Source organism: Aliirhizobium smilacinae, assembly GCF_006335145.1.
GTDB classification, from domain to species: Bacteria; Pseudomonadota; Alphaproteobacteria; order Rhizobiales; family Rhizobiaceae; genus Neorhizobium; species Neorhizobium smilacinae.
This window is the reverse complement of sequence record NZ_VDMN01000006.1, coordinates 1-26,791: the sequence shown is the minus strand read 5'-3', so window position 1 is coordinate 26,791 and position 26,791 is coordinate 1. Positions and strand designations below refer to the sequence as shown.

At 59.8% G+C, this 26,791-nt stretch carries 25 protein-coding genes, 1 tRNA gene and 1 riboswitch; of the genes, 17 read left to right on the top strand and 9 right to left on the bottom strand.

The features are described from left to right. Nucleotides 1-67: 67 nt before the first annotated feature. A complete protein-coding gene (locus FHP24_RS21940; protein ID WP_139678385.1) occupies nucleotides 68-1,105 on the bottom strand; it encodes a dipeptidase in 1,038 nt (345 codons plus the stop codon). Nucleotides 1,106-1,313: 208 nt separating this feature from the next. On the opposite strand from FHP24_RS21940, the gene FHP24_RS21935 reads away from it, so the two are divergent. From FHP24_RS21935 to FHP24_RS21905, 7 genes are all read left to right on the top strand, one after another. Continuing rightward, nucleotides 1,314-2,912 (top strand): ABC transporter substrate-binding protein, encoded by a 1,599-nt coding sequence (locus FHP24_RS21935; RefSeq protein ID WP_139678384.1) that lies wholly within the window; start codon nucleotides 1,314-1,316, stop codon nucleotides 2,910-2,912. Continuing rightward, nucleotides 2,909-3,922, top strand: a complete 1,014-nt coding sequence (locus FHP24_RS21930; protein WP_139678383.1) for an ABC transporter permease — start codon at nucleotides 2,909-2,911, stop codon at nucleotides 3,920-3,922. The genes FHP24_RS21935 and FHP24_RS21930 overlap by 4 nt, the downstream gene beginning before the upstream one ends. Next, on the top strand, nucleotides 3,919-4,821 hold the full coding sequence (locus FHP24_RS21925) for an ABC transporter permease (RefSeq protein WP_139678609.1): 903 nt from the start codon (nucleotides 3,919-3,921) through the stop codon (nucleotides 4,819-4,821). The genes FHP24_RS21930 and FHP24_RS21925 overlap by 4 nt, the downstream gene beginning before the upstream one ends. A gap of 1 nt (nucleotide 4,822) precedes the next feature. Continuing rightward, nucleotides 4,823-5,650, top strand: coding sequence for an ABC transporter ATP-binding protein (locus tag FHP24_RS21920; RefSeq protein ID WP_132275530.1), 828 nt, complete (start codon nucleotides 4,823-4,825; stop codon nucleotides 5,648-5,650). Next, a complete protein-coding gene (locus tag FHP24_RS21915) occupies nucleotides 5,647-6,390 on the top strand; it encodes an ABC transporter ATP-binding protein (protein ID WP_139678382.1) in 744 nt (247 codons plus the stop codon). Before FHP24_RS21920 ends, FHP24_RS21915 begins: the two co-directional genes overlap by 4 nt. 99 nt (nucleotides 6,391-6,489) lie before the next feature. Next, nucleotides 6,490-7,998, top strand: coding sequence for a serine hydrolase domain-containing protein (locus FHP24_RS21910; RefSeq protein ID WP_139678381.1), 1,509 nt, complete (start codon nucleotides 6,490-6,492; stop codon nucleotides 7,996-7,998). A 62-nt stretch (nucleotides 7,999-8,060) separates the two neighbouring features. Continuing rightward, nucleotides 8,061-8,945: a LysR substrate-binding domain-containing protein gene (locus FHP24_RS21905; RefSeq protein ID WP_139678380.1), complete on the top strand. Its 885-nt coding sequence runs from the start codon at nucleotides 8,061-8,063 to the stop codon at nucleotides 8,943-8,945. 7 nt (nucleotides 8,946-8,952) lie between these two features. Here FHP24_RS21905 and FHP24_RS21900 read toward each other — a convergent pair whose 3' ends face one another. The 3 genes from FHP24_RS21900 to FHP24_RS21890 all read right to left on the bottom strand — a co-directional run bounded on the left by FHP24_RS21900 (nucleotide 8,953) and on the right by FHP24_RS21890 (nucleotide 12,166). Beyond that, nucleotides 8,953-9,819 (bottom strand): D-amino-acid transaminase, encoded by an 867-nt coding sequence (locus FHP24_RS21900; protein WP_139678379.1) that lies wholly within the window; start codon nucleotides 9,817-9,819, stop codon nucleotides 8,953-8,955. Nucleotides 9,820-9,842: 23 nt separating this feature from the next. After that, complete coding sequence (locus tag FHP24_RS21895; protein ID WP_139678378.1) at nucleotides 9,843-10,892, bottom strand: P1 family peptidase; 1,050 nt, start codon at nucleotides 10,890-10,892, stop codon at nucleotides 9,843-9,845. 119 nt (nucleotides 10,893-11,011) lie between these two features. After that, nucleotides 11,012-12,166 (bottom strand): ROK family transcriptional regulator, encoded by a 1,155-nt coding sequence (locus tag FHP24_RS21890; protein ID WP_139678377.1) that lies wholly within the window; start codon nucleotides 12,164-12,166, stop codon nucleotides 11,012-11,014. A 200-nt stretch (nucleotides 12,167-12,366) separates the two neighbouring features. Here FHP24_RS21890 and FHP24_RS21885 point away from each other — a divergent pair, with 200 nt between their 5' ends. The 7 genes from FHP24_RS21885 to FHP24_RS21855 all read left to right on the top strand — a co-directional run bounded on the left by FHP24_RS21885 (nucleotide 12,367) and on the right by FHP24_RS21855 (nucleotide 19,202). Further along, nucleotides 12,367-13,674: an extracellular solute-binding protein gene (locus tag FHP24_RS21885; RefSeq protein WP_139678376.1), complete on the top strand. Its 1,308-nt coding sequence runs from the start codon at nucleotides 12,367-12,369 to the stop codon at nucleotides 13,672-13,674. A gap of 73 nt (nucleotides 13,675-13,747) precedes the next feature. Beyond that, a complete protein-coding gene (locus FHP24_RS21880; protein ID WP_139678375.1) occupies nucleotides 13,748-14,638 on the top strand; it encodes a carbohydrate ABC transporter permease in 891 nt (296 codons plus the stop codon). A 3-nt stretch (nucleotides 14,639-14,641) separates the two neighbouring features. Continuing rightward, on the top strand, nucleotides 14,642-15,559 hold the full coding sequence (locus FHP24_RS21875) for an ABC transporter permease subunit (RefSeq protein ID WP_139678374.1): 918 nt from the start codon (nucleotides 14,642-14,644) through the stop codon (nucleotides 15,557-15,559). 4 nt (nucleotides 15,560-15,563) lie between these two features. Further along, a complete protein-coding gene (locus tag FHP24_RS21870) occupies nucleotides 15,564-16,694 on the top strand; it encodes an ABC transporter ATP-binding protein (RefSeq protein WP_139678373.1) in 1,131 nt (376 codons plus the stop codon). After that, nucleotides 16,691-17,521 carry a glycerophosphodiester phosphodiesterase family protein gene (locus FHP24_RS21865; protein WP_139678372.1) on the top strand — a complete coding sequence of 277 codons (831 nt, stop codon included), beginning with the start codon at nucleotides 16,691-16,693 and terminating at the stop codon, nucleotides 17,519-17,521. Before FHP24_RS21870 ends, FHP24_RS21865 begins: the two co-directional genes overlap by 4 nt. 23 nt (nucleotides 17,522-17,544) lie before the next feature. Continuing rightward, nucleotides 17,545-18,375: a glycerophosphodiester phosphodiesterase family protein gene (locus FHP24_RS21860; protein WP_139678371.1), complete on the top strand. Its 831-nt coding sequence runs from the start codon at nucleotides 17,545-17,547 to the stop codon at nucleotides 18,373-18,375. Beyond that, on the top strand, nucleotides 18,372-19,202 hold the full coding sequence (locus tag FHP24_RS21855; protein WP_139678370.1) for an inositol monophosphatase family protein: 831 nt from the start codon (nucleotides 18,372-18,374) through the stop codon (nucleotides 19,200-19,202). The genes FHP24_RS21860 and FHP24_RS21855 overlap by 4 nt, the downstream gene beginning before the upstream one ends. Before the next feature lie 59 nt (nucleotides 19,203-19,261). Here FHP24_RS21855 and nrdF read toward each other — a convergent pair whose 3' ends face one another. From nrdF to nrdH, 4 genes are read right to left on the bottom strand one after another with little or no spacing between them, the layout of a single operon-like run. Continuing rightward, a complete protein-coding gene (gene nrdF / locus FHP24_RS21850) occupies nucleotides 19,262-20,245 on the bottom strand; it encodes a class 1b ribonucleoside-diphosphate reductase subunit beta (protein ID WP_139678369.1) in 984 nt (327 codons plus the stop codon). Between the two features lie 14 nt (nucleotides 20,246-20,259). After that, the gene (gene nrdE / locus FHP24_RS21845; RefSeq protein WP_139678368.1) at nucleotides 20,260-22,413 is read right to left on the bottom strand and encodes a class 1b ribonucleoside-diphosphate reductase subunit alpha; all 2,154 of its coding nucleotides are present in this window, start codon (nucleotides 22,411-22,413) and stop codon (nucleotides 20,260-20,262) included. Then, the gene (gene nrdI / locus FHP24_RS21840; protein ID WP_139678367.1) at nucleotides 22,401-22,796 is read right to left on the bottom strand and encodes a class Ib ribonucleoside-diphosphate reductase assembly flavoprotein NrdI; all 396 of its coding nucleotides are present in this window, start codon (nucleotides 22,794-22,796) and stop codon (nucleotides 22,401-22,403) included. Before nrdI ends, nrdE begins: the two co-directional genes overlap by 13 nt. A 5-nt stretch (nucleotides 22,797-22,801) precedes the next feature. Beyond that, the gene (nrdH, locus tag FHP24_RS21835) at nucleotides 22,802-23,035 is read right to left on the bottom strand and encodes a glutaredoxin-like protein NrdH (RefSeq protein ID WP_139678366.1); all 234 of its coding nucleotides are present in this window, start codon (nucleotides 23,033-23,035) and stop codon (nucleotides 22,802-22,804) included. 251 nt (nucleotides 23,036-23,286) lie between these two features. Continuing rightward, a riboswitch (cobalamin riboswitch) is annotated at nucleotides 23,287-23,505 on the bottom strand. Between the two features lie 237 nt (nucleotides 23,506-23,742). Here nrdH and FHP24_RS21830 point away from each other — a divergent pair. The 3 genes from FHP24_RS21830 to FHP24_RS21820 are packed head-to-tail and all read left to right on the top strand — an operon-like array spanning nucleotide 23,743 to nucleotide 26,365. Next, complete coding sequence (locus tag FHP24_RS21830; protein WP_139678365.1) at nucleotides 23,743-25,542, top strand: ribonucleoside triphosphate reductase; 1,800 nt, start codon at nucleotides 23,743-23,745, stop codon at nucleotides 25,540-25,542. A 12-nt stretch (nucleotides 25,543-25,554) separates the two neighbouring features. Next, nucleotides 25,555-25,752 carry an anaerobic ribonucleoside-triphosphate reductase gene (gene nrdD, locus FHP24_RS21825; protein WP_139678364.1) on the top strand — a complete coding sequence of 66 codons (198 nt, stop codon included), beginning with the start codon at nucleotides 25,555-25,557 and terminating at the stop codon, nucleotides 25,750-25,752. Next, a complete protein-coding gene (locus FHP24_RS21820; protein ID WP_210237859.1) occupies nucleotides 25,745-26,365 on the top strand; it encodes an anaerobic ribonucleoside-triphosphate reductase activating protein in 621 nt (206 codons plus the stop codon). The genes nrdD and FHP24_RS21820 overlap by 8 nt, the downstream gene beginning before the upstream one ends. 206 nt (nucleotides 26,366-26,571) lie before the next feature. Here the strand turns inward: FHP24_RS21820 and FHP24_RS21815 are convergent. Then, nucleotides 26,572-26,648 (bottom strand) — tRNA-Met (locus FHP24_RS21815). Nucleotides 26,649-26,791: the final 143 nt, after the last annotated feature.

Below are 26,791 nucleotides of genomic sequence, written 5' to 3'. Positions count from 1 at the left end.
ACACGGCGCGTTCAGCTTGGAAAGCGTTACATCATTCGGCAGGCCATGCGTCAAAACGCAAACGGCCTTAGGCAGCCCAGCTGCGTTCCAGAACCGAAATCCAGTTCTCGTGGGCAATCTTCTTCAGCTCGGCATCGTTGAACCCGTGCTTGCGCAGGGCGTCGACCAGACGCGGCAGACCCGCCGCATCCTTGAGTTCGGCCGGAATTGTCGTTCCGTCGAAATCGGAACCGAGCGCGACGTGATCAATGCCGATCCGCTCCGCGATATAGGCAACATGGCGCACAAGCAGGTCGAGGCTCGTGTTCGGATCCTTCACCCCGTCGTCACGCAGGAACAGCACGCCGAAATTGATGCCGGCAAGACCGCCCGTATCGCGGATCGCGTCGAGCTGACGGTCAGTCAGGTTGCGGCTGTGGTTGCACAGCGCATGAACGTTGGAATGCGAGGCAACCAGCGGCGCCTTCGAAAGCTTGGCGATCTCCCAGAAACCTGCCTCGTTCATGTGCGACAGGTCGACCATGATCTTCAGCTCGTTGCAGGCGCGGATAAGATTCTTACCCGTTTCGCTGAGGCCCGGGCCGATATCAGGTGACGACGGATAACGGAAAGGCACGCCATAGGCAAAGATGTTCGGCCGGCTCCAGACCGGGCCGAGAGTGCGCAAACCGGCCTGATGCAGGACATGCAGAGCATCGAGATCGGCTGCGATCGCTTCGGCGCCCTCGATATGGAATACGGCCGCAAAACTGCCGGTTTCGATCGAGTGGCGAATATCGGATGCCGTGCGGCATACCGTCACCGCACCTTCGGAGCGCGCCTCGATGTCGAACAGAAGCCGCGCCATGGCGAGCGTTTCGTTCAGCGCATCCGGCTGCGCGGGCGTCGGATAATCTCCATTCGCGTCCTTCGTCATGCTTGGCGATGGGACGTAGATCGCACACAGCCCACCGGCCAGACCACCGGCTCTGGCACGAGGCAGGTCAATATGCCCCGTATCCTCGCCGTCCAGAAAACGCTTAACCGGGTCGCTGCCTGCGCCGCGCCGCAAGCGCAACAACACATCGTTATGGCCATCGAAGATCGGGAGCAAATTGTTCAACATTTTCTGAGAATTCCTGCGGGAAATTGAGCGTTTCAGCTATCCGTAAGTACGTGGCGCCTCGGCAGCAAATGCAATCCACGCATAACCTATTCGAAAAATGGAATTGGTCGGTCTTTAAACGCACTGTTAATAGGCCCGACGAATTGCGGCAAAATCTTGCCGGGCTGCAGTGTGCCTGCAGGCTCGGACGTTAATGGGGAATATAGCAATGGTATCGAGACGTAATTTTCTGATCGGCGGCGCAGCCCTGCCCTTCCTGTCCTACATCAATCTGGCAGACACTGTATTTGCAGCCACGCCGAAGGATATCCTGGTCGTCGCCCAGCAGCTCGACAACATGACCAGCCTTGACCCGCATGAGGGTTTTGAGGCCGTCGGTGGCGAAATGATCAACAACATGTACCAGACGCTCGTTCGCGCCAACAGCGACAACCCGAACGAAGTCACCCCGGTCGTCGCAGCTTCCTGGGAAGCCGATGCCGATAACAAGGTCTTCACCTTCAAGCTCGCTGACGTCAAGTTTGCGTCCGGCGCCGCAGTGACGGCAGACGACGTCGCGTTCTCGCTGCAGCGCGCCATCAAGATGAACAAGAGCCCGGCCTTCATCATCAATCAGTTCGGCTTCACGCCGGAAAATGTCGAAGCCCGCATCGTCGCCAAGGACGAAAAGACCGTCACGCTGACGACGGAAACCCCGACCGCCATCTCCTTCCTTCTGTTCTGCCTGTCGGCGAACATCGGCGCCATCGTCGAAAAGAAGACGGTTCTCGAAAACGAAGTGAATGGCGACCTCGGCAATGCATGGCTGCAGAAGAACAGCGCCGGCTCCGGCTCGTTCAAGCTTCAGTCCTGGAAGGCTTCGGAAAGCATTGCACTGACGCTGAACGAAAACGGCCCCTACAAGGGCAACCTGAAGCGCGTCATCATCCGTCACGTCGTCGATCCGTCGTCGCAGATGCTGATGTTGCAGAAGGGCGATGTCGATATCGCGCGCGACCTGACCTCGGAACAGCTCAAGGTGCTCCAGTCCGACGAAAACGTTGTCCTGGTCCGCAAGCAGATCGCCTCGCTGATGCTCGTCTCGCTCAACCAGAACAATGCCAACCTTGCCAAGCCGCAGGTCTGGGAAGCCGTCAAGTGGGCGCTCGACTATGAAGGCATGCAGAAGAACATCATCCCGCTGACCCATGCCGTTCACCAGAGCATGGAACCTGCCGGTTTCCCCGGCACCGTCACCGACACGCCGTTCAAGAAGGACGTCGAAAAGGCCAAGGCGCTGATGGCCGAAGCCGATCTTGCTGACGGTTTCGACATCACCATGGACCACTATTCGGCCCAGCCTTACCCGGATCTTGCCCAGGCGATCCAGGCAAACCTCGGCGAAATCGGCATCCGCGTTAAGCTGCAGTCGGCAGAAAACCGTCAGGTTCTCACCAAGATGCGCGCCCGCCAGCACGAAATGGCTCTTTCTGCATGGGGCACGGATTATTTCGATCCGAACTCCAACGCCGAAGTGTTCTGCATCAACAAGGACAATTCGGACGACGCCAAGAAGAAGCCTTTCGCATGGCGCTCCAGCTTCAAGAACGACGAACTGACCGCCAAGGCCGAAGCTGCCCGCGACGAAAAGGACCCGGCAAAGCGCCTGGAACTCTACGAAGCGCTGCAGCGTGATTTCATGCACAACAGCCCGTTCGCCGTCATGTTCCAGAACACCAAGACCGCGGCCTGCCGCAAGAACGTCTCGGGCTTCCAGCTCGGCGTCCTGTCCAACGGCAACACCTATCTGGAGACCAACAAGGCGTGAACAGACGTTTCAAAAGCCTTGCAGCAACACTGAGCAGCGTCCTCCTGACGCTGTTCGGTTTGACTGTGCTGACTTTCCTCATCGGCCGGGTCATGCCGGTCGATCCGGTCATTGCCGCCGTTGGCGACAATGCACCGGAGGACGTCATTCTTCGCGCTCGCGCCGAAATGGGCCTCGACCAGCCCATTCCGGTGCAGTTCCTGCATTATCTCTACCAGCTCGCCCACGGCGATTTCGGCATGTCGGTTCTGACCAAGAACCCGGTCGCGACCGATATCGTCCGCTTCTTCCCGGCAACCTTCGAGCTTGCCACTGCAGCGTTGCTGCTGGCAGCCCTTATCGGCATTCCGCTCGGCGTCTGGGCGGCAGTCCGTCAGGGCACGTTCACCGACCAGGCGATCCGCGTCGTCTGCCTCGCCGGCCATTCGGTGCCGGTCTTCATGCTGTCGCTGATCTCGCTGCTGATCTTCTATTCGTGGCTCGATATCGCACCCGGCCCCGGCCGCCAGGACATCATCTATGACGGCATGATCGACACGGTCACCGGCATCCTGACGATAGACACCCTCATCGCCGGCGATTTCGGCGCTTTCTGGGATGCGCTGGCGCATATGGCCCAGCCCGTCATCATTCTCGCCTATTTCTCGATGGCCTATATCGCCCGCATGACGCGCGCCTTCATGATCGATGCGCTGAAGGGTGAGTATGTCATCACCGCCCGTGCGAAAGGTCTGTCGCTGACCACCGTCATCTGGGGCCATGCCTTCCCGACGGTCGCCGTGCAACTCGTCACCGTCATGGCTCTGACCTATGCCGGCCTTCTCGAAGGCGCCGTTGTCACCGAGACCGTCTTCTCTTGGCCGGGCATCGGCCAGTATCTGACCGTATCGCTGATGAACGCGGACATGAACCCGGTCGTCGGCACCACGCTCCTGATCGGCATCATCTATGTCGGCCTCAACCTGATTGCGGACATTCTCTACCGCGTCCTCGATCCACGGGTACAATAATGATCGCCACCTTCCGAAACTGGGCGCTGGACGATAGTCCGTCCTCGCGCCGCCAGGCCGCCTGGGGCAACTGGTACCGCATCTGGCTCAACCTGCGCGGCAATCCGCTCGGCATGATCGGCCTGACCATCATCCTGATCTTCATCGGCATCGCGATCTTCGCACCGCTGCTAGCAACCCACAATCCGGCATCGCAGGACCTAGCCAACCGCCTCGCCGCCCCCACTGCCCTGCACTGGTTCGGTACCGACGAGCTCGGCCGCGACATCTATTCGCGCCTGCTTTACGGCGGTCGCGTCACGCTTGGCATGGTCATCGCGGTGGTCGTGCTCGTAGCCCCAGTGGGCCTCGCAATCGGCTGCATCGCAGGTTATTTCGGCGGTATCGTCGATACGATCCTGATGCGCATCACCGACATCTTTCTCGCTTTCCCGCGCCTCGTTCTGGCTCTGGCTTTCGTCGCGGCTTTGCAGCCCGGCGTGGAAAGCGCCATTCTGGCCATCGCGCTCACCGCATGGCCGCCTTACGCCCGCATGGCCCGTGCCGAAACGCTGACGGTGCGCGGCAGCGATTTCATCGCCGCCTATCGCCTGACCGGCGGATCCTCATGGCGCATCATCTTCCGCCACATCATGCCGCTCTGCGTGCCGACGCTCATCGTTCGCGTCACGCTCGACATGTCGTCGATCATCATCACCGCCGCCTCGCTCGGGTTCCTCGGCATGGGCGCACAGCCGCCGTCGCCGGAATGGGGTGCGATGATCGCCACCGCAAAACGCTTCATTTTCGAACAATGGTGGGTTGCCGCCATTCCCGGCATCGCGATCTTCATGGTTTCGCTGGCCTTCAACTTCCTCGGCGACGCGCTGCGCGACGTCCTTGATCCGAAGGCGGCCTGATATGCTTGTAGAGATCAAGAACCTGCATATCGGCTTTGAAAGCCGCACCGGCTTTGCACCCGCAGTCAAGGGCGTGTCGCTGACGCTCGGCACCGAAAAGCTCGGCATCGTCGGCGAAAGCGGTTCGGGCAAGAGCCTCACCGCCCGCGCCCTGATGAAACTCCTGCCCAAACAGACCCGTATCGAGGCCGACAAGCTGGAATTCGACGGCATCGACATTCTGTCGGCGTCTGAAAAGCAGATGCGCACGATTCGCGGCAAACGGGCCGGCTTCATTCTTCAGGACCCGAAATATTCGCTGAACCCGGTGAAGACGATCGGCAGCCAGGTGGCCGAATCCTGGCGCGCACACAAGGGCGGCAGCAAGCGTGCAGCCCTTGAAGCCGCCATCAACCTGCTGGAAATGGTAAAGATCCGCGATCCGCGCAAGGTGGCAAGCGCTTATCCGCACGAAGTTTCGGGCGGCATGGGCCAGCGCGTCATGATCGCCATGATGCTGGCACCCGATCCGGAACTGCTGATCGCCGACGAGCCGACCTCGGCTCTGGATGCGACGGTGCAGGCGGAAATCCTGCGCCTGATCGAGGAACTGGTGTCGGAACGCGGCATGGGCCTGCTGCTCATCAGTCACGACCTGCCGCTGGTCTCGCATTTCTGCGACCGCGTCGCCGTCATGTATTCCGGCCGTGTGATGGAAGAGCTGAAAGCCTCCGAATTGTTGTCCGCGCAGCATCCCTATACGCGCGGCCTCTTGAACTGCATGCCCTCGCTGATCCATCCCAAGGAGCGCCTGCCTGTCTTGACCCGTGATCCGGAGTGGCTGAAATGACCATCGAGATCGACAATCTGCGCATCAGCTTCGGTGACAAGGAAGTCGTCAAGGGCGTGTCCTTCAACGTCGCAAAAGGCGCCAGCTTCGGCATCGTCGGCGAAAGTGGCTCGGGCAAATCCACCGTCCTGCGCGCCATGGCCGGCCTCAACAACGAATGGTCGGGCCGTATCGCCTTTTCCGGCGAAAACGCGCCGCTCTATCGCCCGCCGGCTTTCTTCCGCAAGGTGCAGATGGTGTTTCAGGACCCCTACGGTTCGCTGCACCCGCGCCAGACGATCGACCGTATCCTGTCGGAACTGCCGCTCGTGCATTGCATGGACAATATCGACGACCGCATCGCCAAGGTGCTGTCGGCCGTCGCCCTGCCGATGAGCGCCCGTTTCCGCTACCCGCACCAGTTGTCCGGCGGCCAGCGCCAGCGTGTCGCAATCGCCCGCGCGCTGATCGCCGAGCCGGAAGTGCTGCTGCTCGACGAACCGACCTCGGCGCTGGACGTGTCGGTTCAAGCGGAAATCCTCAACCTTCTGGCCGACCTGCGCGTCGAGCGGAACCTCACCTACGTGATGGTCAGCCACAATCTCAGCGTCATCGCGCATCTGTGCACCGAAGTCGGCGTGATGATCGATGGCCATATGGTGGAACAGGTCACCGCCGAGGATCTGAGGCTCGGCAATGTCAATCACGCTCACACCCGCGAATTGCGCAGCCTGAGCGTGGAGCTCGAAGAACCGGCCTGACCCGAAATTTGACCCGAAAACCGAGACCGGTTTCGGGTCATTTCTTTCATGGTTGGCGGACCCCAGGCCCGGTCTTCGAGAATTATCTGGAGAAGCGAAATGTCGATCACGACCAATTGGGAAGCAGCGCAACAAGCCGTCAGGAAATTCACTGGCGGATGGGGTGCGGATCAGCCCGGTGGTGCCGTGATCGGCTTCGACGCCAATGGCATCCGCTTCGCAGAAGTCGGCGGCGTTGAGAGCCTGTCGACCATGGCGCCCTTCTCCGCTGATACGGTGGTGCGCTACGCTTCAGTCACCAAACACGCCTTCTGCGCCATGGTGCTTACGCATCCTGAAGCGATCTCGCTCGACGACACGCTCGGCCAGCATCTGCCCGAGCTTCAGGAGCCATTCGCAAGCGTCACCGTCGGCCGTGCGCTGGACATGAGCGGCGGCCTGCCGGATACCCGCGAATGCCTGTCGCTTCTCGGCCTCTCGGTCTACACCGAAACCAAGGCCGGCCCGCTGATGGAACTCCTCGCCCGCCAGACGCGCCTGAACTACCAAGCCGGCACCGAAGTTTCCTATTCCAACACCGGCTATCGCTTCGTTGAGACGGCGCTGGAGCGCAAGGGCCTGTTCTTCCGCGACTTCATCCGCGATGCAGGCGCCAGGGCCGGTGCCACGCTCGATGCCCCCGACGTCTGGAACGATGCCGTCACCGGCCTCGTGCCGGGTTATTGGCACGACGGCGAAAAATGGCAGCTCTCCGCCGCAGGTCTTCACATTTCCGCCTCCGGCAGCATGACCGGCAGCGCCACGAGCCTCGCCAACTGGCTGCGCCTCCTGCTTTCCAACGAAGCACCCTTCAGCGGGACACTCGACCGCCTCTCCGCACCCCGCGCCCTGTCTGATGGCCGCGAAAGCGGCTACGGCCTTGGGTTGCGCGCCACCACGCTCGGCGACCGCCAATTCACCGGCCACGGCGGCTCGCATCCGGGCTACAAGACCTATTTCCTTCTCGACCAGGAAAACCGGAGCGGTTTTGTCATCGTCTCCAATCGGGAAGACACCAACGGCAACAAGATCGCCCAGGAGGCCATGGCCGCCCTCTTCGATCTCGCCCTACCCGTCCCCTCCTCCGCATTGACAGATGGCCTTTACATCACCGAGACCGGCCCGTTCTGGGCCGAAGTCAAAGGCTCGACCATTACCTGGCTCGATGCCGACGATACAGCCTATGAAGATGAGGATGGTTATGTCTCATCCTTCTCCGCGTCCTCGCCGTTGCGCCTGAAGATGGACGGCACGGCGATCCTCGGCCAGATCGGCCACCCGCCCCGCCGTCTTCTGCCGGCCGTCGATACGGGTGTCCCGGCATCGCTTTCCGGCCGCTGGTTCTCCGATGAAGGCGCGACTTTCGAAATCACAGACGAAACCCTCGTCATGGGCGTCGGCCCGGTTCGTCACCGCATGCCGCTGAAGGCACTCGGCAACGGCCGTTTCCTCTTCACGCTGAAGGACGGCCCCTGGACGAAGCGCGTCTGCCTGCACCTTCTGTCCGAAAATCGTCTCGAACTAGTTCTCTCCCGCGCGCGCATGATCGAATATAGCCGCACCGGCTGATTGCATTTTCCCGCCAATGGGACCAATGCAGAGCCGCAGCCGGTTTTGCATGGGAGCGCGTGGTGGAAGTCAAATGGCTTGAAGATTTTCTGGCGCTGGCACAGACGCTGAATTTTTCAAAGGCGGCGGACGAGCGCAACGTCACCCAATCCGCCTTCAGCCGCCGTATCAGGCAGCTGGAGGCCTGGGTCGGCACCAGCCTGATTGACCGCGCTACCTATCCCTCCCGATTGACCGAAGCCGGCCATCGTTTCGTGCCGATCGCCGAACAGACCTTGCAGGGTCTCTATCAGGCACGCCGCAACCTGCAGCATGAGGAAGGCACCGACGCCCGCACAGTGACGCTGACGGCCCTGCACACGCTATCCTTCACCTTCTTTCCGGACTGGCTGACCGATCTCAGCGCCCGGCTTGGCCCGATCGTTTCCCATATGCGGCCCGATTCCGGCAGCATGGAACAGAACCTGGATTCACTCGTCGATGGCGATTCGGACTTTCTCCTGACCTATCAGAACCAGCACGTGCCGATGCTGCTCGATCCGCAATTCGAGCATCATCGACTGGGCGCAGAAACCATCATTCCGGTCAGCGCCCCAAACCCGGACGGCCAGCCGATGCACTGCGTCGAGCCGGGTTTTGCCCATGTCAGCTACCAGAAGACCTCGTTCTTCGGACAGTTGGTAGCCGGCGCTCTGGCGACACGCCTGCCGACAGACAACCGCGTTCACGTCGGCAGCATGTCCGTCGGCCTGAAGGGAATGGTGATGTCGGGCTGGGGGCTCGCCTGGATTCCCGAGAGCCTTGTCACAGTCGAGCTCGAGGACGGCCGGCTGATGCGTGCGGCCGATCCCGAATGGGATATCGAAGTCGAGATCCGGCTCTATCGCTCGAAAGAAAACCGGCGGCCTATCGTCAAACGCATCTGGGAGACGCTGGCCGCCGGCTGAACTCTTATTACACCGCCGTGCGACGGGCATTATCCATGTAAAGCTCGCGCAGGCGCTTGAACATCGCACCCGGCTTGCCGTCGCCGACCGGCTTTCCATCAATCGAGGTGATCGGCACGATGAAGTTGGAGGCGCTCGTCAGGCACGCTTCGCGCGCAGCCATTGCTTCCTCGACGGTGAACAGGCGCTCCTCGACAGTCAGTCCCTGTTCGCGGGCAAGATCGAGCACGGCCAACCGCGTGCAGCCCGGCAGGATCGCATTGCCATTGCCGCGCGTGACGATCTTGTCGTCCTGGGTGATGATATAGGCTGTCGAAGACGCACCTTCTGTAATGAAGCCATCCTCGATCATCCAGGCCTCGTCGCAGCCTTCGGCCTTGGCGATGCGCTTGGCAAGAACCTGCGGCAGCAGGCAGACGGTCTTGATATCGCGGCGTTCCCAGCGCTGGTCCGGCACGATCTTGACCTTCAGACCCTTTTCGACAGCCGCGACATGCTCCAGCGTCTTCGCCTGGGTAAAGAGAAGCAGCGTCGGCTCCAGATTTTCCGAATAAAGGAAATTCCGGTCTTCGGCACCGCGCGTGTATTGCAGGTAGATTACGCCTTCGGTCAGCTTGTTGTCTTCGACCAGACGTTTTTCGATCGCGACGATCTCGTCCGTCGAGATCGGAAGATGACCGCCGATTTCGCCCACGCTGCGCTCAAGACGAGCCATATGCAGCGGGCTGTCGATCAGCTTGCCGTCCAGCACCGCCGTCACTTCATAAATGCCGTCGCCGAACAGGAAACCGCGATCGAAGATCGACACATGAGCTTCGTTCTCGGGCAGGAAGGCACCGTTGAGATAAACGGTGCGGGGTGTTGCGGCAGGCATGGGAACTCCAGTCTTGGGGATAATTAACGGCGCTTGAGAGCGTCGAGGGAAATGGCGTGAATGGTGGAAAGCTTGTCAGTCCCGGCATTGTAGCCATGGGTCGTCGCCGCCATCGTCATCGAATTGAGGATCGCCTCCTCGGCAGCCTCGATAACGGCTTCGAACAGCGGCGAGACGACATCGTTGGAGAGAACCGGATAGGTAGCAATTGCCTTGCGGCGCTCCGGCGTACGGCGCACCTCTTCGGCCGTAGAAAATGCCAGCGCATAATCGCCCGACCCGTTGCTCAGCGCAGCACCCGTGCGCGCAAGACCACCAAAGCAACGCTCGGCAATACGCTTCAGATTGCGCGAACAGAGCGGCGCATCGGTCGCAACGATCATGACGATCGAGCCGTCCTTGTCGTGAGCACCTTCCGCTTCGTAGGGCCGTCCGGCCACAGTCAGCTTGCCGCCGTAATTGGACTGCACCAGCACACCGACCGTGTAGGAAGTTCCGGCAACCGAAACGACGCGCGAGCTGGTGCCGATGCCGCCCTTGAGGCCGAAGGCGACCGTACCCGTGCCGGCGCCGACCGCGCCTTCTTCGACCCGGCCAGCCTTCGCAGCGGCAAGCGCGCTTGCCATTTCATCGACGGTCGGACGGGCAGCGCGAATATCGTTCAACCGGGAATCATTGGTCTCGCCGACGACGGCATTCAGTGACACCACCCGCTCGTTCCCGGCCTGCGCCAGCGTATGCCGGTTGAGCGCTTCGATCGCGCGACCGACACCGAGCGTGTTGGTCAGCAGAATCGGCGTCTCGATCTCGCCGAGTTCGGCGATCTGCGTCGAGCCTGCGAACTTGCCGAAACCGTTGAACACGGCAAGCGCCGCCGGCACCTTGTCCTGAAACAGATTGCCGGAATGCGGCAGGATCGCCGTCACGCCGGTGCGCGTCCGCTCGCCTTCGACACAGGTGACATGGCCGACGGCAACACCGGCGACATCGGTGATCGCATTGAGCACGCCTGTCTCGTAATGGCCGATGCAAATGCCGAGATCACGCAGGCGCGCACGATTTTCACTGGTCATCGAATAGGTTCCCGTCATCAGGTTTGCCGAAGACTACTTCAGGCAGGTCCCGACCGGCACAACAAAAACGGAATAGTTTCAGACCAGCTTTGCAAGATGATTTCCGTCTTGCGGCCGCCTCAATAGAAGCAAGCCTGAAACGGCCTGACAGCTGCACCCATTGCGGCGGCATCGCTGCCGAGTTCGGAAATGATCAGTTTCGGATGCGGGCGTGACGCCCCATAACGCGGCCTGCCGAAAAATTCCGTTCGGTCGATCAGCATCTGCGCGAGGTCGGGCGGCATTTGCCCGCCGAAAACGATGGCCTGCGGATCGTAGACTGCCCAGATTGCATTGACGAGACGGTTATAGGCAGGCGTCACCTCATCCACCCATTCTTCGACCCCCTGCCAGTTGCGATCGAAATGCTTTCGCATGTAGCTGATCGATGGCACGTTGACGCCGTTGCGCTGAAGCCTTTCCAGCAGATATTGCAGCGCCGGGCGACGCAGGTTTTCCTCGTGATCGTACATCTGCGAAAATTCGCCGGCATTGCCATTGCCGCCAAGCAGCAGTTCGCCATCGCTGATCAGGCCCCCGCCAAAACCGTAGTTGAAGCTGAGATAAGCCAGATGCTTGATATGGCGCCCGGCGCCGAACATGATCTCGGCGATCGTGCCGGCCTTGGCGCCATTCATCGTCCATACCGGCTTGCCGAAGAGCTGGTAAAGCAGCGGCCCGAGTTCGATCAGCGACCATTCGTGCAACGGCAACGAAGCGTTGTAACGCGTGCCGTCCAGATGAAAGCCGGCAATGCCGAACCCCACCCCGAAAAAACGCTCCTTTGACAGGCCGAGACGTTGCTGGTGCCCGATGAGCTCCTGGTAAACGAGTTCGAGGGATTTCCGCATGCCGCGATCCCACAGGAGAACGCTGCTTTCCGCCAGTGTTTTCCCCGAAAGATCGACGATGCAGATATCGATGACATCCGACGTGACGGAAAGACCGCAGGCATAAGCGTGCCCGCCATTGATCTGCAGCATGGGACTGGGCTGGCCGCTTCCAAGACCCGGCTTCGGTTCGCCCAGAAGAACAATGCCACGTTCGGCCAGCGTATCGAGAATGCGGTGAACGGACTGTTGCGTCAGGTCCGAAAGCCCCGTCAGCTCCGAACGGGAAAGCCCCGGATGCCGCCAGATCAGACGGAGCAGGCTGCGTTCGTTGGCAGAAGCCACCGCATCGTCGTTAGCGCGCAGAAATTGTTGTTCGATCAGCGTATTGGGCGAATAGGGCATGACAGTCTCCGGGACACGATCAGTTACCATGCGCATGTGACAATCGCTATGCCCTTAAGATTCCGCTGGGGAATCCCCTTGGGATTGGCGACCCTCCCATGCGACCTGCCGAAAACCCGTCAATTAACTGTCACACACTAAGTGTAACAAATGCTCGTCATTCACCGGCACGGTCCGGAAATCCAAAGGGCGAAGCGAACATGAAGATCTCCACTCTTGCGGCCTGCGCCGCGCTTCTCGGCTGTGCTGGCTCGGCACAGGCCACCAACATAGAATTCTGGTACGGCAACACCGGCCCGGTCGAAACCGCCATCAAGGCGCAGTGCGATGCGTTCAACGCCTCGCAGAGCGAGCACAAGGTCAACTGCGTCGGCCAGGGCTCCTACGAAGTGTCGATGCAGAAGGCGATTGCCGCCTATCGTGCCAAGAACCACCCGGTTCTCATCCAGTTCTTCGATGCCGGCACGCTCGACCTGATGTTGTCGGATGCGGTCGAACCGGTTCAGGACCTGATGCCGGACGTCAAATGGGACCAGTATATTGCCGGCGCCCGCGCCTATTACGAAACGTCGAAGGGCAAACTGTTCGCCCAGCCCTACAATTCCTCGACCCTGCTGTTCTACACGAACAAGACCGAACTCGAAAAAGCCGGCATCACGCAGACGCCGACAACCTGGGAAGAGATCATCGAAGCCGCCCGCAAGCTGAAGGCTGCCGGTCATGCCTGCCCGTTCGTCACGGACGGCGATACTTGGCGTGTGCTGGAGCAGTTCTCCGCCCGTCACGGCCTGCCGATCGCTACCAAGCACAACGGCTATGACGGTCTCGACGCCGAATACGTCATCAACACCACCTTTGCCGCCAAGCACCTCGCCAATCTGGTCGAATGGCGCAAGGAAGGTCTCGTTCGTCTCGCTGCCGATACCAAGGCCGGCAACTACACCGCCGCCTTCAATGCCGGCGAATGCGCGATGATGGAACAGTCTTCCGGTTCATACGCTGCTGCCGCCAAGGCTTTTGACGGCAAATACGAACTGACCGTCAACATGGCGCCGATGTACAAGGGTTACGAACGCCACAACACCTTTGTCGGCGGCGCCTCCATCTATGTCATGAAGGGCCACGACAAACCCGAAATCGAAGCCGCCAAGGCCTTCCTCGACTTCCTGCGCAAGCCGGAACAGCAGATGTTCTTCACAGCCGCCACCGGTTACGTCCCCGTCACCACCGACGTTCTCGATACCATCGCCAAGAGCCCGGACGCCAAATCGCCGAAATATGCCACCGCCAAGGTTGGCGTCGAATCCATGAACCAGCCGGCAACTGCCGATACCCGCGGCATCCGCCTCGGTTTCTACGTCCAGTTCCGTGAAGTCTTCATGGAAGAGACCCAGAAGGCCTTTGCTGGCCAGCAGACCATGCAGGTGGCGCTCGACAACACCAAGAAGCGCGGCGACCAGTTGCTGCGCCGCTTCGAGCAGACCTACAAGGGCAAGACGCTTCCCTGATCCGGGCCTTTAAGCCTTCGCAGCATGGGGCGGCATCCGCCCCATGCCCTGTTTCTGTTCTGGAGCTCTCTCCATGTCGTCGGAATCCTCCCTGTTCGGCCATCGCTGGCTGCCGCTGCTTCTGGTCGCGCCGCTGATGTTGCTGATCGTGCTGTTCTTTTACGTGCCGGTCTTTCAGGCCTTCTACTGGTCGTTTTTCCTTGAACAGCCGTTCGGCGGCGGTTCGGAATTCGTCGGTCTGCAGAATTTTCGGCGCGTCCTCACGGACCCGGAATTCTGGGCCGCCACCGGCCGCACAGTCGTCTTCATGCTGACGGCATCCTCGCTCGCCGTTATCGTACCGCTGATGCTGGCGATTGCCGCCGACCGCAAGATCGGTCTCTCCTATGCGGCGCGCAATATTCTCGTCTGGCCGAAGGGCATTGCCGGCGCCTCCATCGGCGTCGTCTTCGCCTTCATCTTCAACCCGTTCGTCGGCTTGATGGCGCCGCTCAACACGCTGTTTCCCGGCCTGTGGAATCCCGGCATCGATGGCACCGACGCCTTCGTCACACTGGTCGCAGCCCATGTCTGGAGCGGCATTCCGTTCAATTTCGTCATCCTGCTGGCCGGCCTGCGCTCGATCCCGCCCACGATGTATCAGGCGGCAGCGATGGACGGCGCCGGTCCGTGGCGCCGCATCTTCGATGTCCAGCTGCCGCTGATAATGCCCCAGCTTTTTCTGACCTTCGTGCTGGAATTCACCGAAAGCATCACCTCGGTTTTCGCGTTGATCGACACCATTACCGGAGGCGGTCCGGGCGGTTCGACGAGCCTGCTCGTCTACAAGATCTATGTCGATGGTTTTCGCGGTTTCGATCTCTCCGGCGCCTCCACCCAGACGGCCATCCTGATGGTCTTTGTTCTCCTTCTTGCAGCCTGCCAGTTCGTCTTCCTCGGCCGGCGCCTCAACTACGAGCGCTGAGCCATGGTCGAGAACGCACGCTCCATCAACATCGCCGCCGGCATACTTCTGGCCATCGGCATCCTCTATATCGTCGGACCGCTCTACCTGACGCTCTCCACTGCGTCGCAATCCTACGAATACATGCTGCAAAATGGCTTGGCCTGGGTTCCGGGCACAGAACTGTTCGCCAATATGGGCAAGGTCATCAACGACACGCGTATCCCGATCCAGATGCTCAACAGCATGATCGTGGCCTTCTCCAACGCGTTGGCAACCTGCGCCCTGTCCTTCCTGTCGGCCTATGCGATCGTCTATTTCCGCATCCGCTGGGCTGGTGTGGTCTTCGCGCTTATCCTCGCAACGATCATGCTGCCACTCGATATCCGCGTGATCACTACCTATCAGGTCGCCTCGAACATCTTCTCGCCGCTCAATGCGGTGCTCGACGTGACCGGCCTCAACGACCTGATCGCGGGCGCTTTCGGTGCTCCGGTGCATCTGGAACTGAGCGTGCTCAACACGCATTTCGGCCTGATCGCGCCACTCGTCGCGCACGGCACCGGCACCTTCCTGTTCCGCCAGTTTTTCATGACGCTGCCCAAGGACCTGTTCAAGGCGGCGCGCATGGATGGCGCAGGCCCGATCCGTTTCCTGTTCGATATCCTGCTGCCGCTTGCCCGCCCCAGCGTCGCGTCGCTGTTCGTCCTCACTTTTCTCAGCGGCTGGACGCAATATCTGTGGCCGCTGGTCGGCGCCTCGACGCCCGACATGCAGACTGCCGTAGTCGGCCTTGCTCGCCTCGTGCCGGATGCCGACGGACAGGTTCCCGATTTCCCGATGATCATGGCCGGTGCCGTGCTCGTCTCCCTTGTTCCCCTGACGATGATCGCTCTTCTGCAGCGTTTTCTGGTCCAGGGCCTCGTTCTTTCGGAGAAATGATCTCATGACCTCCATCGACTTAAGCATTCGCGCCGCCGCGGCCGAAATTCAGCTGATCGGCGTCACCAAGTCCTATGACGCCAGGACCACCATCATCCCGCCGATCGACGTCTCGCTGCGCCCCGGTGAGTTTACCGTCGTGCTCGGCCCGTCGGGTTGCGGCAAGTCCACGCTTCTGCAGATGATCGCCGGTCTGGAACGGGTGTCCGGCGGCAAGATCGTCATCGGCGGCCGTGAGGTGCAGGATCTGGAACCAAAACATCGCGGCTGCGCCATGGTGTTCCAGAACTATGCGCTCTATCCACATATGACGGTGGCCGAGAACATGGCCTACAGCCTCAAGGTTGCCGGCGTTTCCAAGGCCGAGCGTACCGAGCGCGTCGCAACTGTCGCAAAAATGCTGGGCCTCGCCGACTTTCTCACCCGCAAGCCCGGGCAGCTGTCCGGCGGCCAGCGCCAGCGTGTCGCGATCGGCCGCGCCATCATCCGCGAGCCGGGCGTACTGTTGTTCGACGAGCCGCTGTCCAATCTCGATGCGCAGCTACGCCACGATATGCGTGTCGAACTGGCCGAACTGCACCGCCGCATCGGCGCCACCAGCGTCTTCGTCACCCACGATCAGGTGGAGGCGATGACGCTTGCCGACCGCATCCTCATTCTCAACAAGGGTCATATAGAACAGTTCGATACGCCCAAGGCGATCTACCACAACCCAGCTTCGGTCTTCGTCGCAAAGTTCATCGGTTCGCCGCCAATGAACATTCTCGATGTGACGGGTGACGGCCACGTGCTGCGGCTGGCAGATGGTCAGGTCGTCGCCAACTATGCGGGCGAAGGCAGCTTCCGGCTCGGCATCCGACCGGAGGACATTTCCGTGAATGCCGGTGGCTCGATCAAGACCGAGATCCGCTATCGTGAAGACCTTGGCTCCCACGAAATTCTCGAAACGAAAATCGCCGAGCAGACCCTGCGGATCGCCATGCCCTTCGGTGTCGAGATAGATACGACGCAGACTTTGTCGCTCTCCTTCCCCCAGGCCCGCCTGCATCTCTTCGACGGCGAAAACGGCCGCGCCATTCCCGGCGCCTTCGGCGACGCAAGATCCGCATCTGCATCGGTGAAGGAATACCAGTGAATTACGGAAGCTTTATTGCCGATAAATCCCGCGACTGCGCCATCGTTGCGCATCGCGGCATCTGGCGGGATGCGCCGGAAAACAGTCTTCTCGCCATTCAACGGGCGATCGATGCCGGTTACGAAGCCGTCGAGATCGATGTCCGCCGTGCAGCCGATGGCGGACTGTGTCTGCTGCATGACGAGACGCTGGAGCGGATGGCCGGTCTCGACACGGCACCGGAAAACCTGTCGTCGCAGCAACTTTCCGCGCTTGCCCTGCGCAACCGCGATGGTGGCCCCGATAACGCCTTCACCACGGAAAAACTGCCGAGCCTTACCGAGGTGTTCGAACTGACCAAGGGCCGCATTTTCCTGCATCTCGACGTCAAGCAACGGGACGTCATCCCGGATGTCATCGCTCTCGCCAAAACCATGGGCGTCGAAGCCGAAGTGGATTTCTGGGCATCGCTGAAGAGCGAAAAGGATCTCGCCTGGATCCGCGAAACGATCGTACCGCACGAAGTCCTGTTTTTGGCAAAGACCCGGCTCAACGTACAAGGCGCCGCCACGCAAATCGCATTGCTGAGCGAACTCGCACCCACAGTCTGCGAAATCTATTTCGATGACCTCGAACAGCTTGCCGCTCTCGATGGCCCGCTGCGTGACAACGGCATGGCACTCTGGGTCAACACGCTCGATAGCGTCGCCTGCGCCGGCTTCACCGATACCGCTGCCCTTCTCGATCCCGACGCCGTCTGGGGACGGCTGATCGATGCCGGGATCTCGGTCATTCAGACCGACGAGGCAGCCGCTCTCAAATCCTATCTCGCGGCCCGCCGCGCCTGACTTGACCCCAAGGAAAATGTAAAATGACTCACTACGTAGATTATATTGCCGACCAGAAACGCGATCCCGCTATCGTCGCCCATCGCGGCGCCTGGCATGGCGCACCGGAAAACAGCCTGGCCGCCATCGAGCGGGCGATCGCCGTCGGCGCCGATATCGTCGAACTCGACATCCGCAAGAGCATCGATGGTGAGCTGTTCATCATGCACGATGACACGCTGCTGCGTATGGCCGGCATCGATCGCGACGCCGAAACATTCACCATGGCCGAACTGCAGGCGATCGCCCTGCGCGAGGATGACGGCGGAGCACATCGCCCCGCGACCGACCAGCGTATCCCGACGTTGAAGCAGGCGCTGGAAATCATCCGCGGCCGCGTTTTCGCCGACCTCGACCTCAAGGATCGCGGCCTGTTTTCTGAAGTCGCCGCCTGTGCCCGTGAAATGAACGCCGCGCCCTATGTCGATCTGAAAACCCGCGTCATGACCCGCGAGGAACTGGACTGGGTGCTTGCCCAGAACATCGAAGGCGTGCCTTTTATGGCGATGGCAAAATTCACCGAAACCGGGTTTCAGGAGACGATGGCACTGCTTTCCGAAATCAAACCGTTCATGTGCGAGATGCGCTTCGACCGTCTGGAAACGATCGCCGACAACCGTCAGATGTTCCGCGACGCCGGCATGGCGCTGTGGACGAACACGCTGAACATGGAAGCCAGCGGCGAATGGGTGGACAAGACTGCCCTGACCGATCCCGACCGCATCTGGGGCACTTTGATGGATGCCGGCATCAGCGTTTTCCAGACGGACGAACCGGAAGCTCTGAAAACCTATCTCAAGGCGCGCCGCGCATGAAGGCCGTCAGCGACGAACTGCTCATTGCCCTGATGGGCGATATGCGCGAGGCGGCAAAGACGGAAATCCTGCCGCGCTTTCACTCGGTCACCTCGGACACCATTCGTGCCAAGACGATGGCGGACGATATCGTCACCGATGCGGATATCGCGTCGGAACGGGTCATCAGCGAAAAGCTGAACGCTCGACTGCCGGGCATCACCATCATCGGCGAGGAAGCCGTTTCGGACGACGCCTCGATCCTCAAGCGTCTTAGCCATGCCGATCTCGCCGCGGTCATCGACCCCGTCGACGGCACCTGGCATTTCGCCCATGGCACGCCGATGTTCGGCAGCATCCTGGCAATCGTTTCGGGCGGCGAGACCATTGCGGGCATCATCCACTACCCGGTCCTCGGCGACTTTCTCGTCGCCCGCCGTGGGCAAGGCGCCTTTCATGTCGCGGCCGATGGCACGCACACACGCCTGTCGGTCGCTGCCCCAACGCCGGTCGGAGAGATGCACGGCTTCATTCCGCTGTACATGTTCGAGCCGGATCGGCAAAAGGAACTGGCGCAACGCATGCTGCGCTTCTTGCGCGTCACGACATGGCGTTGCTCGGCCTGGGAATACCGGATGCTGGCAACTGGCGCGATGAGCTTCTGCCTCAACGAAAGCCTGAAACCATGGGATCACGCCGCCGGCGTACTGATCCATTCAGAGGCCGGAGGTTATGCCGCAACCATGACCGGAGAGCCATACCGCCCCACCATGACCGAGGGGCACCTGTTGACGGCACCCGACGCGGCATCTTGGGAAGCGATACGGACCGCCATGTCCGAAGATTGAGCCTCTAACGAAAGGGCCGCGCCCCACGGCCCTTTCGTCGTATATCTACTGCCCGCGCCTCAGAAATCCCAGTCGTCGTCTTCCGTCGCAACCGCCTTGCCGATGACATAGGAAGACCCGGAGCCGGAGAAGAAGTCGTGGTTTTCATCGGCATTCGGCGAGAGCGCCGAAAGTATCGCCGGATTGACCTTGCAGGCTTCCGCCGGAAACAGCGCCTCGTAACCGAGGTTCATCAGCGCCTTGTTGGCGTTGTAATGCAGGAATTTCTTGACGTCCTCGGTCAGCCCGACACCATCGTAAAGCGCCTCGGTATATTTCGCCTCGTTGTCGTAAAGCTCCAGCAGAAGATCGAATGCAAAATCCTTGATGCCCTGTCGTTTCGCTTCCGGCAGGAGTTCCACCGCGCGCTGGAACTTGTAGCCGATATAATAACCATGCACCGCCTCGTCGCGAATGATCAGGCGGATGAGGTCGGCAGTGTTGGTGAGCTTGGCGCGGCTCGACCAGTATATCGGCAGATAGAAGCCGGAATAGAAGAGAAAACTCTCAAGGAAGACCGAGGCCACCTTCTTCTTCAGCGGATCGTCTGATGCATATTGCTGCATGATCAGTGCCGACTTCTTCTGCAAGAACTCATTTTCCTCCGACCAGCGATAGGCATCATCGACATCGGGCGTCGAACACAAGGTCGAAAAGATCGAGGAATAGGAGCGAGCATGCACGGCCTCCATGAAAGAGACGTTGGAGAGCACCGCCTCCTCGTGCGGTGTCACGGCATCCTCCATCAGCCGCACGGCGCCGACACCATTCTGGATCGTGTCGAGCAGCGTAAGCCCGGTGAAGACCCGGATGGTGAGCTGCTGCTCCTCCGGCTTCAGCGCGGCCCAGGACGGGATATCGTTAGAGAGCGGCACCTTTTCCGGCAGCCAGAAATTGCTGGTCAGCCGGTTCCAAACTTCCAGATCCTTGTCGTCCTCGATGCGGTTCCAGTTGATGGCGCGGATGGCGGCGGCGGGCTTTGCGTTCTTTATTTGGATATTCATATTGGTCACCAGACTTAGAGTGCACACGATACGCAGCCCTGCACTTCCGTGCCGGTCAGCGCCATCTGGCGAAGGCGGATGTAGTAGATGGTCTTGATGCCTCGTCTCCAGGCATAGATCTGCGCCCGGTTGATATCGCGGGTCGTGGCCGTGTCGCGGAAGAACAGCGTCAGCGACAGGCCCTGATCGACATGCTGGGTGGCTGCCGCATAGGTGTCGATGATCTTTTCCGGGCCGATCTCGTAGGCATCCTGGTAATATTCGAGATTGTCGTTAGTGAGATAGGCGGCCGGATAATAGACACGACCGATCTTGCCCTCCTTGCGGATCTCGATCTTCGACACGATCGGATGGATCGAGGAGGTCGAGTGGTTGATATAGGAGATCGACCCCGTTGGCGGCACGGCCTGCAGGTTCTGGTTATACAGCCCGCCCTGCATCACGGCAGCCTTCAGTTCGGACCAGTCCTCCTGCGTCGGAATGTGAATGCCGGCCGTTTCAAATAGCTCAGTCACCCGCTCCGTCGCTGGCTTCCATTCCTGTCCGATATATTTGTCGAAATATTCGCCGGACGCGTATTTCGAGTTTTCAAAGCCCTTGAAGCTTTTTCCCTTCTCCACCGCCAGACGGTTGGAGGCGCGCACGGCGTGATAGGCGACCGTGTAGAAATAGATATTTGTGAAATCGACGCCCTCTTCCGAACCATAGAAGATCCGTTCACGGGCAAGATAACCATGCAGGTTCATCTGCCCGAGGCCGATCGCATGGCTGTCCTCATTTCCCTTGGCGATCGACGGCACCGAAGTGATGTTGCTCATCTCGGAGACCGCCGTCAGCGCCCGGATCGAGGTTTCGATCGTCCGGCCGAAATCGGCCGAGTCCATCGCAGCGGCGATATTCAGCGAGCCGAGATTGCAGGAAATATCCTTGCCCATCTTCGCATAGGAAAGATCGTCGTTGAATTCGCTCGAATCGCTGACCTGCAGGATTTCCGAGCAGAGATTGCTCATGGTGATACGCCCGGCGATCGGGTTGGCGCGGTTCACCGTGTCCTCGAACATGATGTAGGGATAACCGCTCTCGAACTGGATCTCGGCGATCACCTGAAAAAACTCGCGCGCCTTGATCTTCTTCTTTCGGATCCGGCCGTCCTCGACCATTTCCTGATACTTTTCCGTCACCGAGATTTCCGTGAACGGAACGCCGTAGACCCGCTCCACGTCATGCGGCGAGAACAGGTACATGTCCTCGTTGTTGCGGGCGAGTTCGAAGGTGATGTCGGGAATGACGACACCGAGCGACAGGGTCTTGATGCGGATCTTTTCATCGGCATTTTCGCGTTTGGTATCGAGAAAGCGCATGATGTCCGGGTGGTGGGCATGCAGGTAGACGGCGCCAGCCCCCTGACGCGCGCCAAGCTGGTTGGCGTAGGAAAAACTATCCTCCAGCAGCTTCATCACCGGAATGACGCCCGAGGACTGGTTTTCAATCTGCTTGATCGGCGCGCCCATCTCGCGAAGATTGGTCAGCGACAGCGCCACGCCACCGCCGCGCTTGGAAAGCTGCAGCGCGGAATTGATCGAGCGGCCGATACTCTCCATATTGTCCTCGATCCGCAGCAGGAAACACGAGACGAGTTCGCCGCGCTGTTTCTTGCCGGCATTGAGGAATGTCGGCGTCGCCGGCTGGAAACGGCCGGAAATGATCTCGTCGACGAGATCGCGAGCAAGCTTTTCGTCACCACGCGCCAATGCCAGCGCCACCATGCAGACACGGTCCTCATAGCGTTCCAGATACCGTTTTCCGTCAAACGTCTTCAGCGTGTAGCTGGTGTAATATTTGAATGCGCCGAGAAAGGTCGGGAAACGGAACTTCTTGTCATAGGCATGGTCGAACAGGTCACGGACGAAGTTGAACGAATACTGGTCCAGAACCTCCCGCTCGTAATAGCCTTCAACAACCAGATAATCGAGCTTTTCCCGCAGGTTATGGAAGAACACGGTATTCTGGTTGACGTGCTGCAGGAAATACTGTTTTGCGGCCAGCCGGTCCTTGTCGAGCTGGATCTTTCCCTGCTCGTCATAGAGGTTCAGCATGGCATTGAGCGCGTGATAGTCGAGCGCGGGCTCGACGCTCTTTTTCGGCTTGTCGAGAACTAGGGTGTCCAAAATCGTTCCAATCCGTGTCTGACTTTTTCGACATCCTCCGGCGTGCCGAGCAGTTCGAACCGGTAAAGCAACGGCACCTGGCACTTGGCGGAAATGATGTCGCCGGCGAGCCCGTAGGCCGCGCCGAAATTGGTGTTGCCGGCAGCGATCACGCCGCGGATGTTTTGCCGGTTTTCCGCATCGTTGAGAAAGCGGATCACCTGTTTCGGCACGGCGCCTTTGCTTTCGCCGCCGCCATAGGTCGGCACGACGAGAATGAAAGGCTTGTCGACGCCGAGCGCCTCATCGCCGCCGATTGGGATACGCCGGGCAGTCAAACCCAGCTTCTCCACGAAACGGCGGGTATTTTCCGATTTACTGGAAAAATAGACGATCTTGCCCATCGGCCTCAGGCCAGAGCAGGCGAAAGGCCACTGATTATGTCCGGACGGAAACCGGCCCAATGGGTTTCGCCGGCGATGACGACCGGCACCTGGCGGTAGCCGAGTTCCTGCACCAGCTCATAAGCTGCGGCATCGGTCGAAACGTCGATGACACTGTAGTCGATCCCCTGGCGATCGAGGGCGCGGGTGGTCGCGGTGCACTGGACGCAGGCGGGCTTGCTGTAAACGGTAATGCTCATGTTGATCCTCGTGTCGGATAGGCGTGCAAGGTCGTTCGGACATGCGAGGATGTCCGTCAGGAATTGGTCGAAGATGAAAGCAGCCGCAACCGGCCGCCGAACGTCAGAAAACGTGCGTCATTCGCGTTGATAAAATCTGGAACTCAAAGACATAGGACTTCACCCCGAAGTGGCTCATGCGAGGCATTCGGAGTTGCGCACGCACGGCATCATCCCGCACGCATACGCGACCTTCCGGACACCCCGCCCGTGGACGTTTTCGTTGCGAGGCAGGTCTCCTGGCTTGCGGGTCAAAACATCCGATCTGCCTTCCCGATGCTTGCGCATCAGTGACGTGATCGATCGGATGCTCGCCGCTTACAGTTGCGGGGGCAGCTCCGGCATTGCTCGGCCCGTCATGGACGTTGCGCACCGTATTCCCGTCTTAGCTTCCGACGCGAATCGGAAGAACCTCGAACACTAGATATAGTATATGAGGTGAAAAATTCGTCAACTATTAGATCGATTATGCCCGACAAGTAACTGCCGGCGCAGCACTCGATGCACAAAAAAGGGGAAATCGCAGGAAATTATATACTCTTATAACAGGGCCTTCGCACAACTTGACGTTCGTCATTCTCGGTTGAGATAAGTCAACGAAATGCCACTCCATATGGCGTCTTGGCGAGGAAACATACGCAATATGTTGATTCGTGAAGGATGAGAAAATGCAACACGTGGTGGATGACCGAACTCGCGGCCCGCATCCGGCAACCGGGCTTCCCGATGCCGTACAGGATCCTGCGGATGCATCCGTCACACCGGTTGCGATCGATGTGGTCTCCACCATCGACGAATATCTCGACCGTGCCGACTGGCGCGTCAACGCCAATGCCAACCAGGGTTATTCGCTCGGCGGTCTGATCCTCAACGTCTCGGGCAAGGTGGTCGCCAACTACTGGCTCTCCCACGTCTATCCGCAAGCCGTCGGCAATGCCCACCGCAGCGGCGACCTGCATATCCACGATCTGGACATGCTCGCCGGATACTGCGCCGGCTGGTCTCTTCGAACCCTGCTGATGGAGGGGCTGAACGGCGTGCCTGGCAAGGTGGAAGCAGGCCCGCCACGGCACTTGTCGAGCGCAGTCGGGCAGATCGTCAATTTTCTCGGAACGCTGCAGAACGAGTGGGCCGGCGCCCAGGCCTTCAGTTCCTTCGACACCTACATGGCGCCCTATGTGCGGGTCGATGCCCTGTCCTATGACGAAGTCCTGCAATGTATGCAGGAGCTGATCTACAATCTCAACGTCCCCTCCCGCTGGGGCACACAGACGCCCTTCACCAACCTGACCTTCGACTGGGTATGCCCGGAAGATCTGCGCGAGCAATCGCCGGTCATCGCCGACAAGGTGATGCCCTTCACCTACGGCGATCTCCAGATCGAAATGGATATGATCAACCGCGCCTATATGGAGGTCATGGCGAAGGGCGACGACAGGGGCCGGGTGTTCACCTTCCCCATTCCCACCTACAACATCACGCCGGATTTCCCCTGGGAAAGCGAGAATGCCGAGCGCCTGTTTGCCCTTACAGCCAAATACGGCCTGCCCTATTTCCAGAATTTTCTGAATTCCGAACTGCAGCCCAACATGGTCCGCTCCATGTGCTGCCGCCTGCAGCTCGATCTGAGCGAATTGCTCAAGCGCGGAAACGGCCTGTTCGGCAGCGCCGAGCAGACCGGATCGCTCGGCGTCGTCACCATCAACTGCGCAAGGCTGGGTTATCTCCACAAAGGCGACGAGAAGGCGCTTCTGGCAAGCCTCGACACTCTGTTGGACCTGGGCCGCGACAGCCTTGAGATCAAACGCATCATCGTCCAGCGCCTCATCGATGACGGGCTTCTACCCTATACGAAACGCTATCTCGGCACGCTCGACAACCATTTTTCGACGCTCGGCGTCAACGGCATCAACGAGATGATCCGCAATTTCACCGATGACCGTTACGACATCACCAGCGAATGGGGACATGCCTTTGCCCTGAGATTGCTGGATCATGTGCGCAGCCGCATCGTGATGTTTCAGGAAGAAACCGGCCACCTCTACAATCTGGAAGCCACGCCGGCCGAGGGCACCACCTATCGCTTTGCCCGTGAAGACCGCAAGCGCTTCGACGGCATCCTGCAGGCAGGAACGGCGGATGCACCCTATTACACAAATTCCAGCCAGTTGCCGGCCGGCTTCACCAGCGATCCATTCGAGGCGCTGACACGACAGGATGCCCTGCAGCGCAAATATACCGGCGGCACGGTCCTGCATCTCTATATGGGAACCAGGCTGTCCTCGGCGGAGGCCTGCCGCAAGCTGGTGCGCCGGGCGCTGACGAATTTCCGTTTGCCCTACATCACCATCACCCCGACATTCTCCATCTGCCCCAGGCACGGCTACATCGAAGGCGAGCACCAGTTCTGCCCGAAATGTGATGCCGACCTGATTGCCAGACAGCGCCGAAACGCCGCTGCCAACTGAAAGGAACTCCCGATGAACCGGATCGTCGAACCGGATACCGCTTGCCAGCACGCAACCGCCTTCACCCTGCGCGATGAGGATCGTCAGCGCTGCGAAATATGGACGCGCGTGATGGGTTACCACCGCCCCGTCGCCTCCTTCAATCTTGGCAAGAAAAGCGAATTCGCCGAACGCAGATATTTCGTCGAAGAGCCCTTCCAACGTGACTGAGACCGGAACGGAACGATTTCGGGTCGGCGGTTTCGAAAGCCTGTCGTTTTGCGACTGGCCGGGAGAGATCGTCGCGACCGTCTTCGCCCAAGGCTGTCCCTGGGACTGTCCCTATTGCCACAATCCCCATCTGCTACCCGCCATTGGCAGCAACGAGTTGGATTGGACAGACCTTCTCGGATTCCTAGAAACACGGCGAGGTCTCCTCGACGGCGTCGTATTTTCGGGCGGCGAGCCGACACTCCAGCGCGGGCTTGGCGCCGCAATCGCCAATATCCGCACCATGGGTTATCGCATCGGCCTCCATTCCGGCGGCCCCTATCCCCAGCGACTGGCAGCGATCCTGCCTCTCGTCGATTGGGTCGGGTTCGACATCAAGGCAGCTTTTACAGATTACGATCGAATAACCCGTGTACCGGGAAGTGGTCTCAAAGCACGCAAAAGCCTCGAACTTGTCCTCGAAAGCGGCGTCGATTACGAGTTGCGCACCACCATCGATCCGTCACTTCTCGACGACAAGGCGGTTGCCATGATCGGGGCCGAACTCGCCGCTTACGGTATCGTTAGCCACAAGCTCCAAAAGTATCGACCGATCGGTATCCGCGCTGCATAATGTACGATACGGCGAGGCAACCAGGATTCTGAGTTGGAGAATACGAACCCAATTGCTGTCTCGTTCCCACATGAGAAACCCGATTTTGTTGCGGTTGGCCTGCGATCTCTGAAATGCTAGCCTGGATTTCTCGCTCGCCAGCTAACGGACATAGCCCCGGCTGGTGTCAAAGGGTATTTCATGATTGTATTTCGGGGAAAATATTTTGGTTGCGGGGGCAGGATTTGAACCTGCGGCCTTCAGGTTATGAGCCTGACGAGCTACCGGGCTGCTCCACCCCGCGCCAAGCGCAAACTATTGTTTGCGCGACTGCGTCACAGCTTTGCTGTGATGCGTAGTGCCGGAGCAAATTGCTATGCAATTTGTCTCCTGTAAGGGCCGCACCAAATGGCGTCCCCGACATTCATTTAAGTTCTGCGAACGATA

Coding starts and splice junctions, on each gene's coding strand:
- FHP24_RS21890 (WP_139678377.1), bottom strand. CDS start 12,166: ATGCCCTATTCGCCCAATACGCTGATCGAACAACAATTTCTGCGCGCT.
- FHP24_RS21885 (WP_139678376.1), top strand. CDS start 12,367: ATGAAGATCTCCACTCTTGCGGCCTGCGCCGCGCTTCTCGGCTGTGCT.
- nrdH (WP_139678366.1), bottom strand. CDS start 23,035: ATGAGCATTACCGTTTACAGCAAGCCCGCCTGCGTCCAGTGCACCGCG.
- FHP24_RS21920 (WP_132275530.1), top strand. CDS start 4,823: ATGCTTGTAGAGATCAAGAACCTGCATATCGGCTTTGAAAGCCGCACC.
- FHP24_RS21875 (WP_139678374.1), top strand. CDS start 14,642: ATGGTCGAGAACGCACGCTCCATCAACATCGCCGCCGGCATACTTCTG.
- FHP24_RS21830 (WP_139678365.1), top strand. CDS start 23,743: ATGCAACACGTGGTGGATGACCGAACTCGCGGCCCGCATCCGGCAACC.
- FHP24_RS21895 (WP_139678378.1), bottom strand. CDS start 10,892: ATGACCAGTGAAAATCGTGCGCGCCTGCGTGATCTCGGCATTTGCATC.
- nrdI (WP_139678367.1), bottom strand. CDS start 22,796: ATGGGCAAGATCGTCTATTTTTCCAGTAAATCGGAAAATACCCGCCGT.
- FHP24_RS21915 (WP_139678382.1), top strand. CDS start 5,647: ATGACCATCGAGATCGACAATCTGCGCATCAGCTTCGGTGACAAGGAA.
- FHP24_RS21880 (WP_139678375.1), top strand. CDS start 13,748: ATGTCGTCGGAATCCTCCCTGTTCGGCCATCGCTGGCTGCCGCTGCTT.
- FHP24_RS21860 (WP_139678371.1), top strand. CDS start 17,545: ATGACTCACTACGTAGATTATATTGCCGACCAGAAACGCGATCCCGCT.
- FHP24_RS21940 (WP_139678385.1), bottom strand. CDS start 1,105: ATGTTGAACAATTTGCTCCCGATCTTCGATGGCCATAACGATGTGTTG.
- FHP24_RS21855 (WP_139678370.1), top strand. CDS start 18,372: ATGAAGGCCGTCAGCGACGAACTGCTCATTGCCCTGATGGGCGATATG.
- FHP24_RS21870 (WP_139678373.1), top strand. CDS start 15,564: ATGACCTCCATCGACTTAAGCATTCGCGCCGCCGCGGCCGAAATTCAG.
- nrdF (WP_139678369.1), bottom strand. CDS start 20,245: ATGAATATCCAAATAAAGAACGCAAAGCCCGCCGCCGCCATCCGCGCC.
- FHP24_RS21900 (WP_139678379.1), bottom strand. CDS start 9,819: ATGCCTGCCGCAACACCCCGCACCGTTTATCTCAACGGTGCCTTCCTG.
- FHP24_RS21910 (WP_139678381.1), top strand. CDS start 6,490: ATGTCGATCACGACCAATTGGGAAGCAGCGCAACAAGCCGTCAGGAAA.
- FHP24_RS21935 (WP_139678384.1), top strand. CDS start 1,314: ATGGTATCGAGACGTAATTTTCTGATCGGCGGCGCAGCCCTGCCCTTC.
- nrdD (WP_139678364.1), top strand. CDS start 25,555: ATGAACCGGATCGTCGAACCGGATACCGCTTGCCAGCACGCAACCGCC.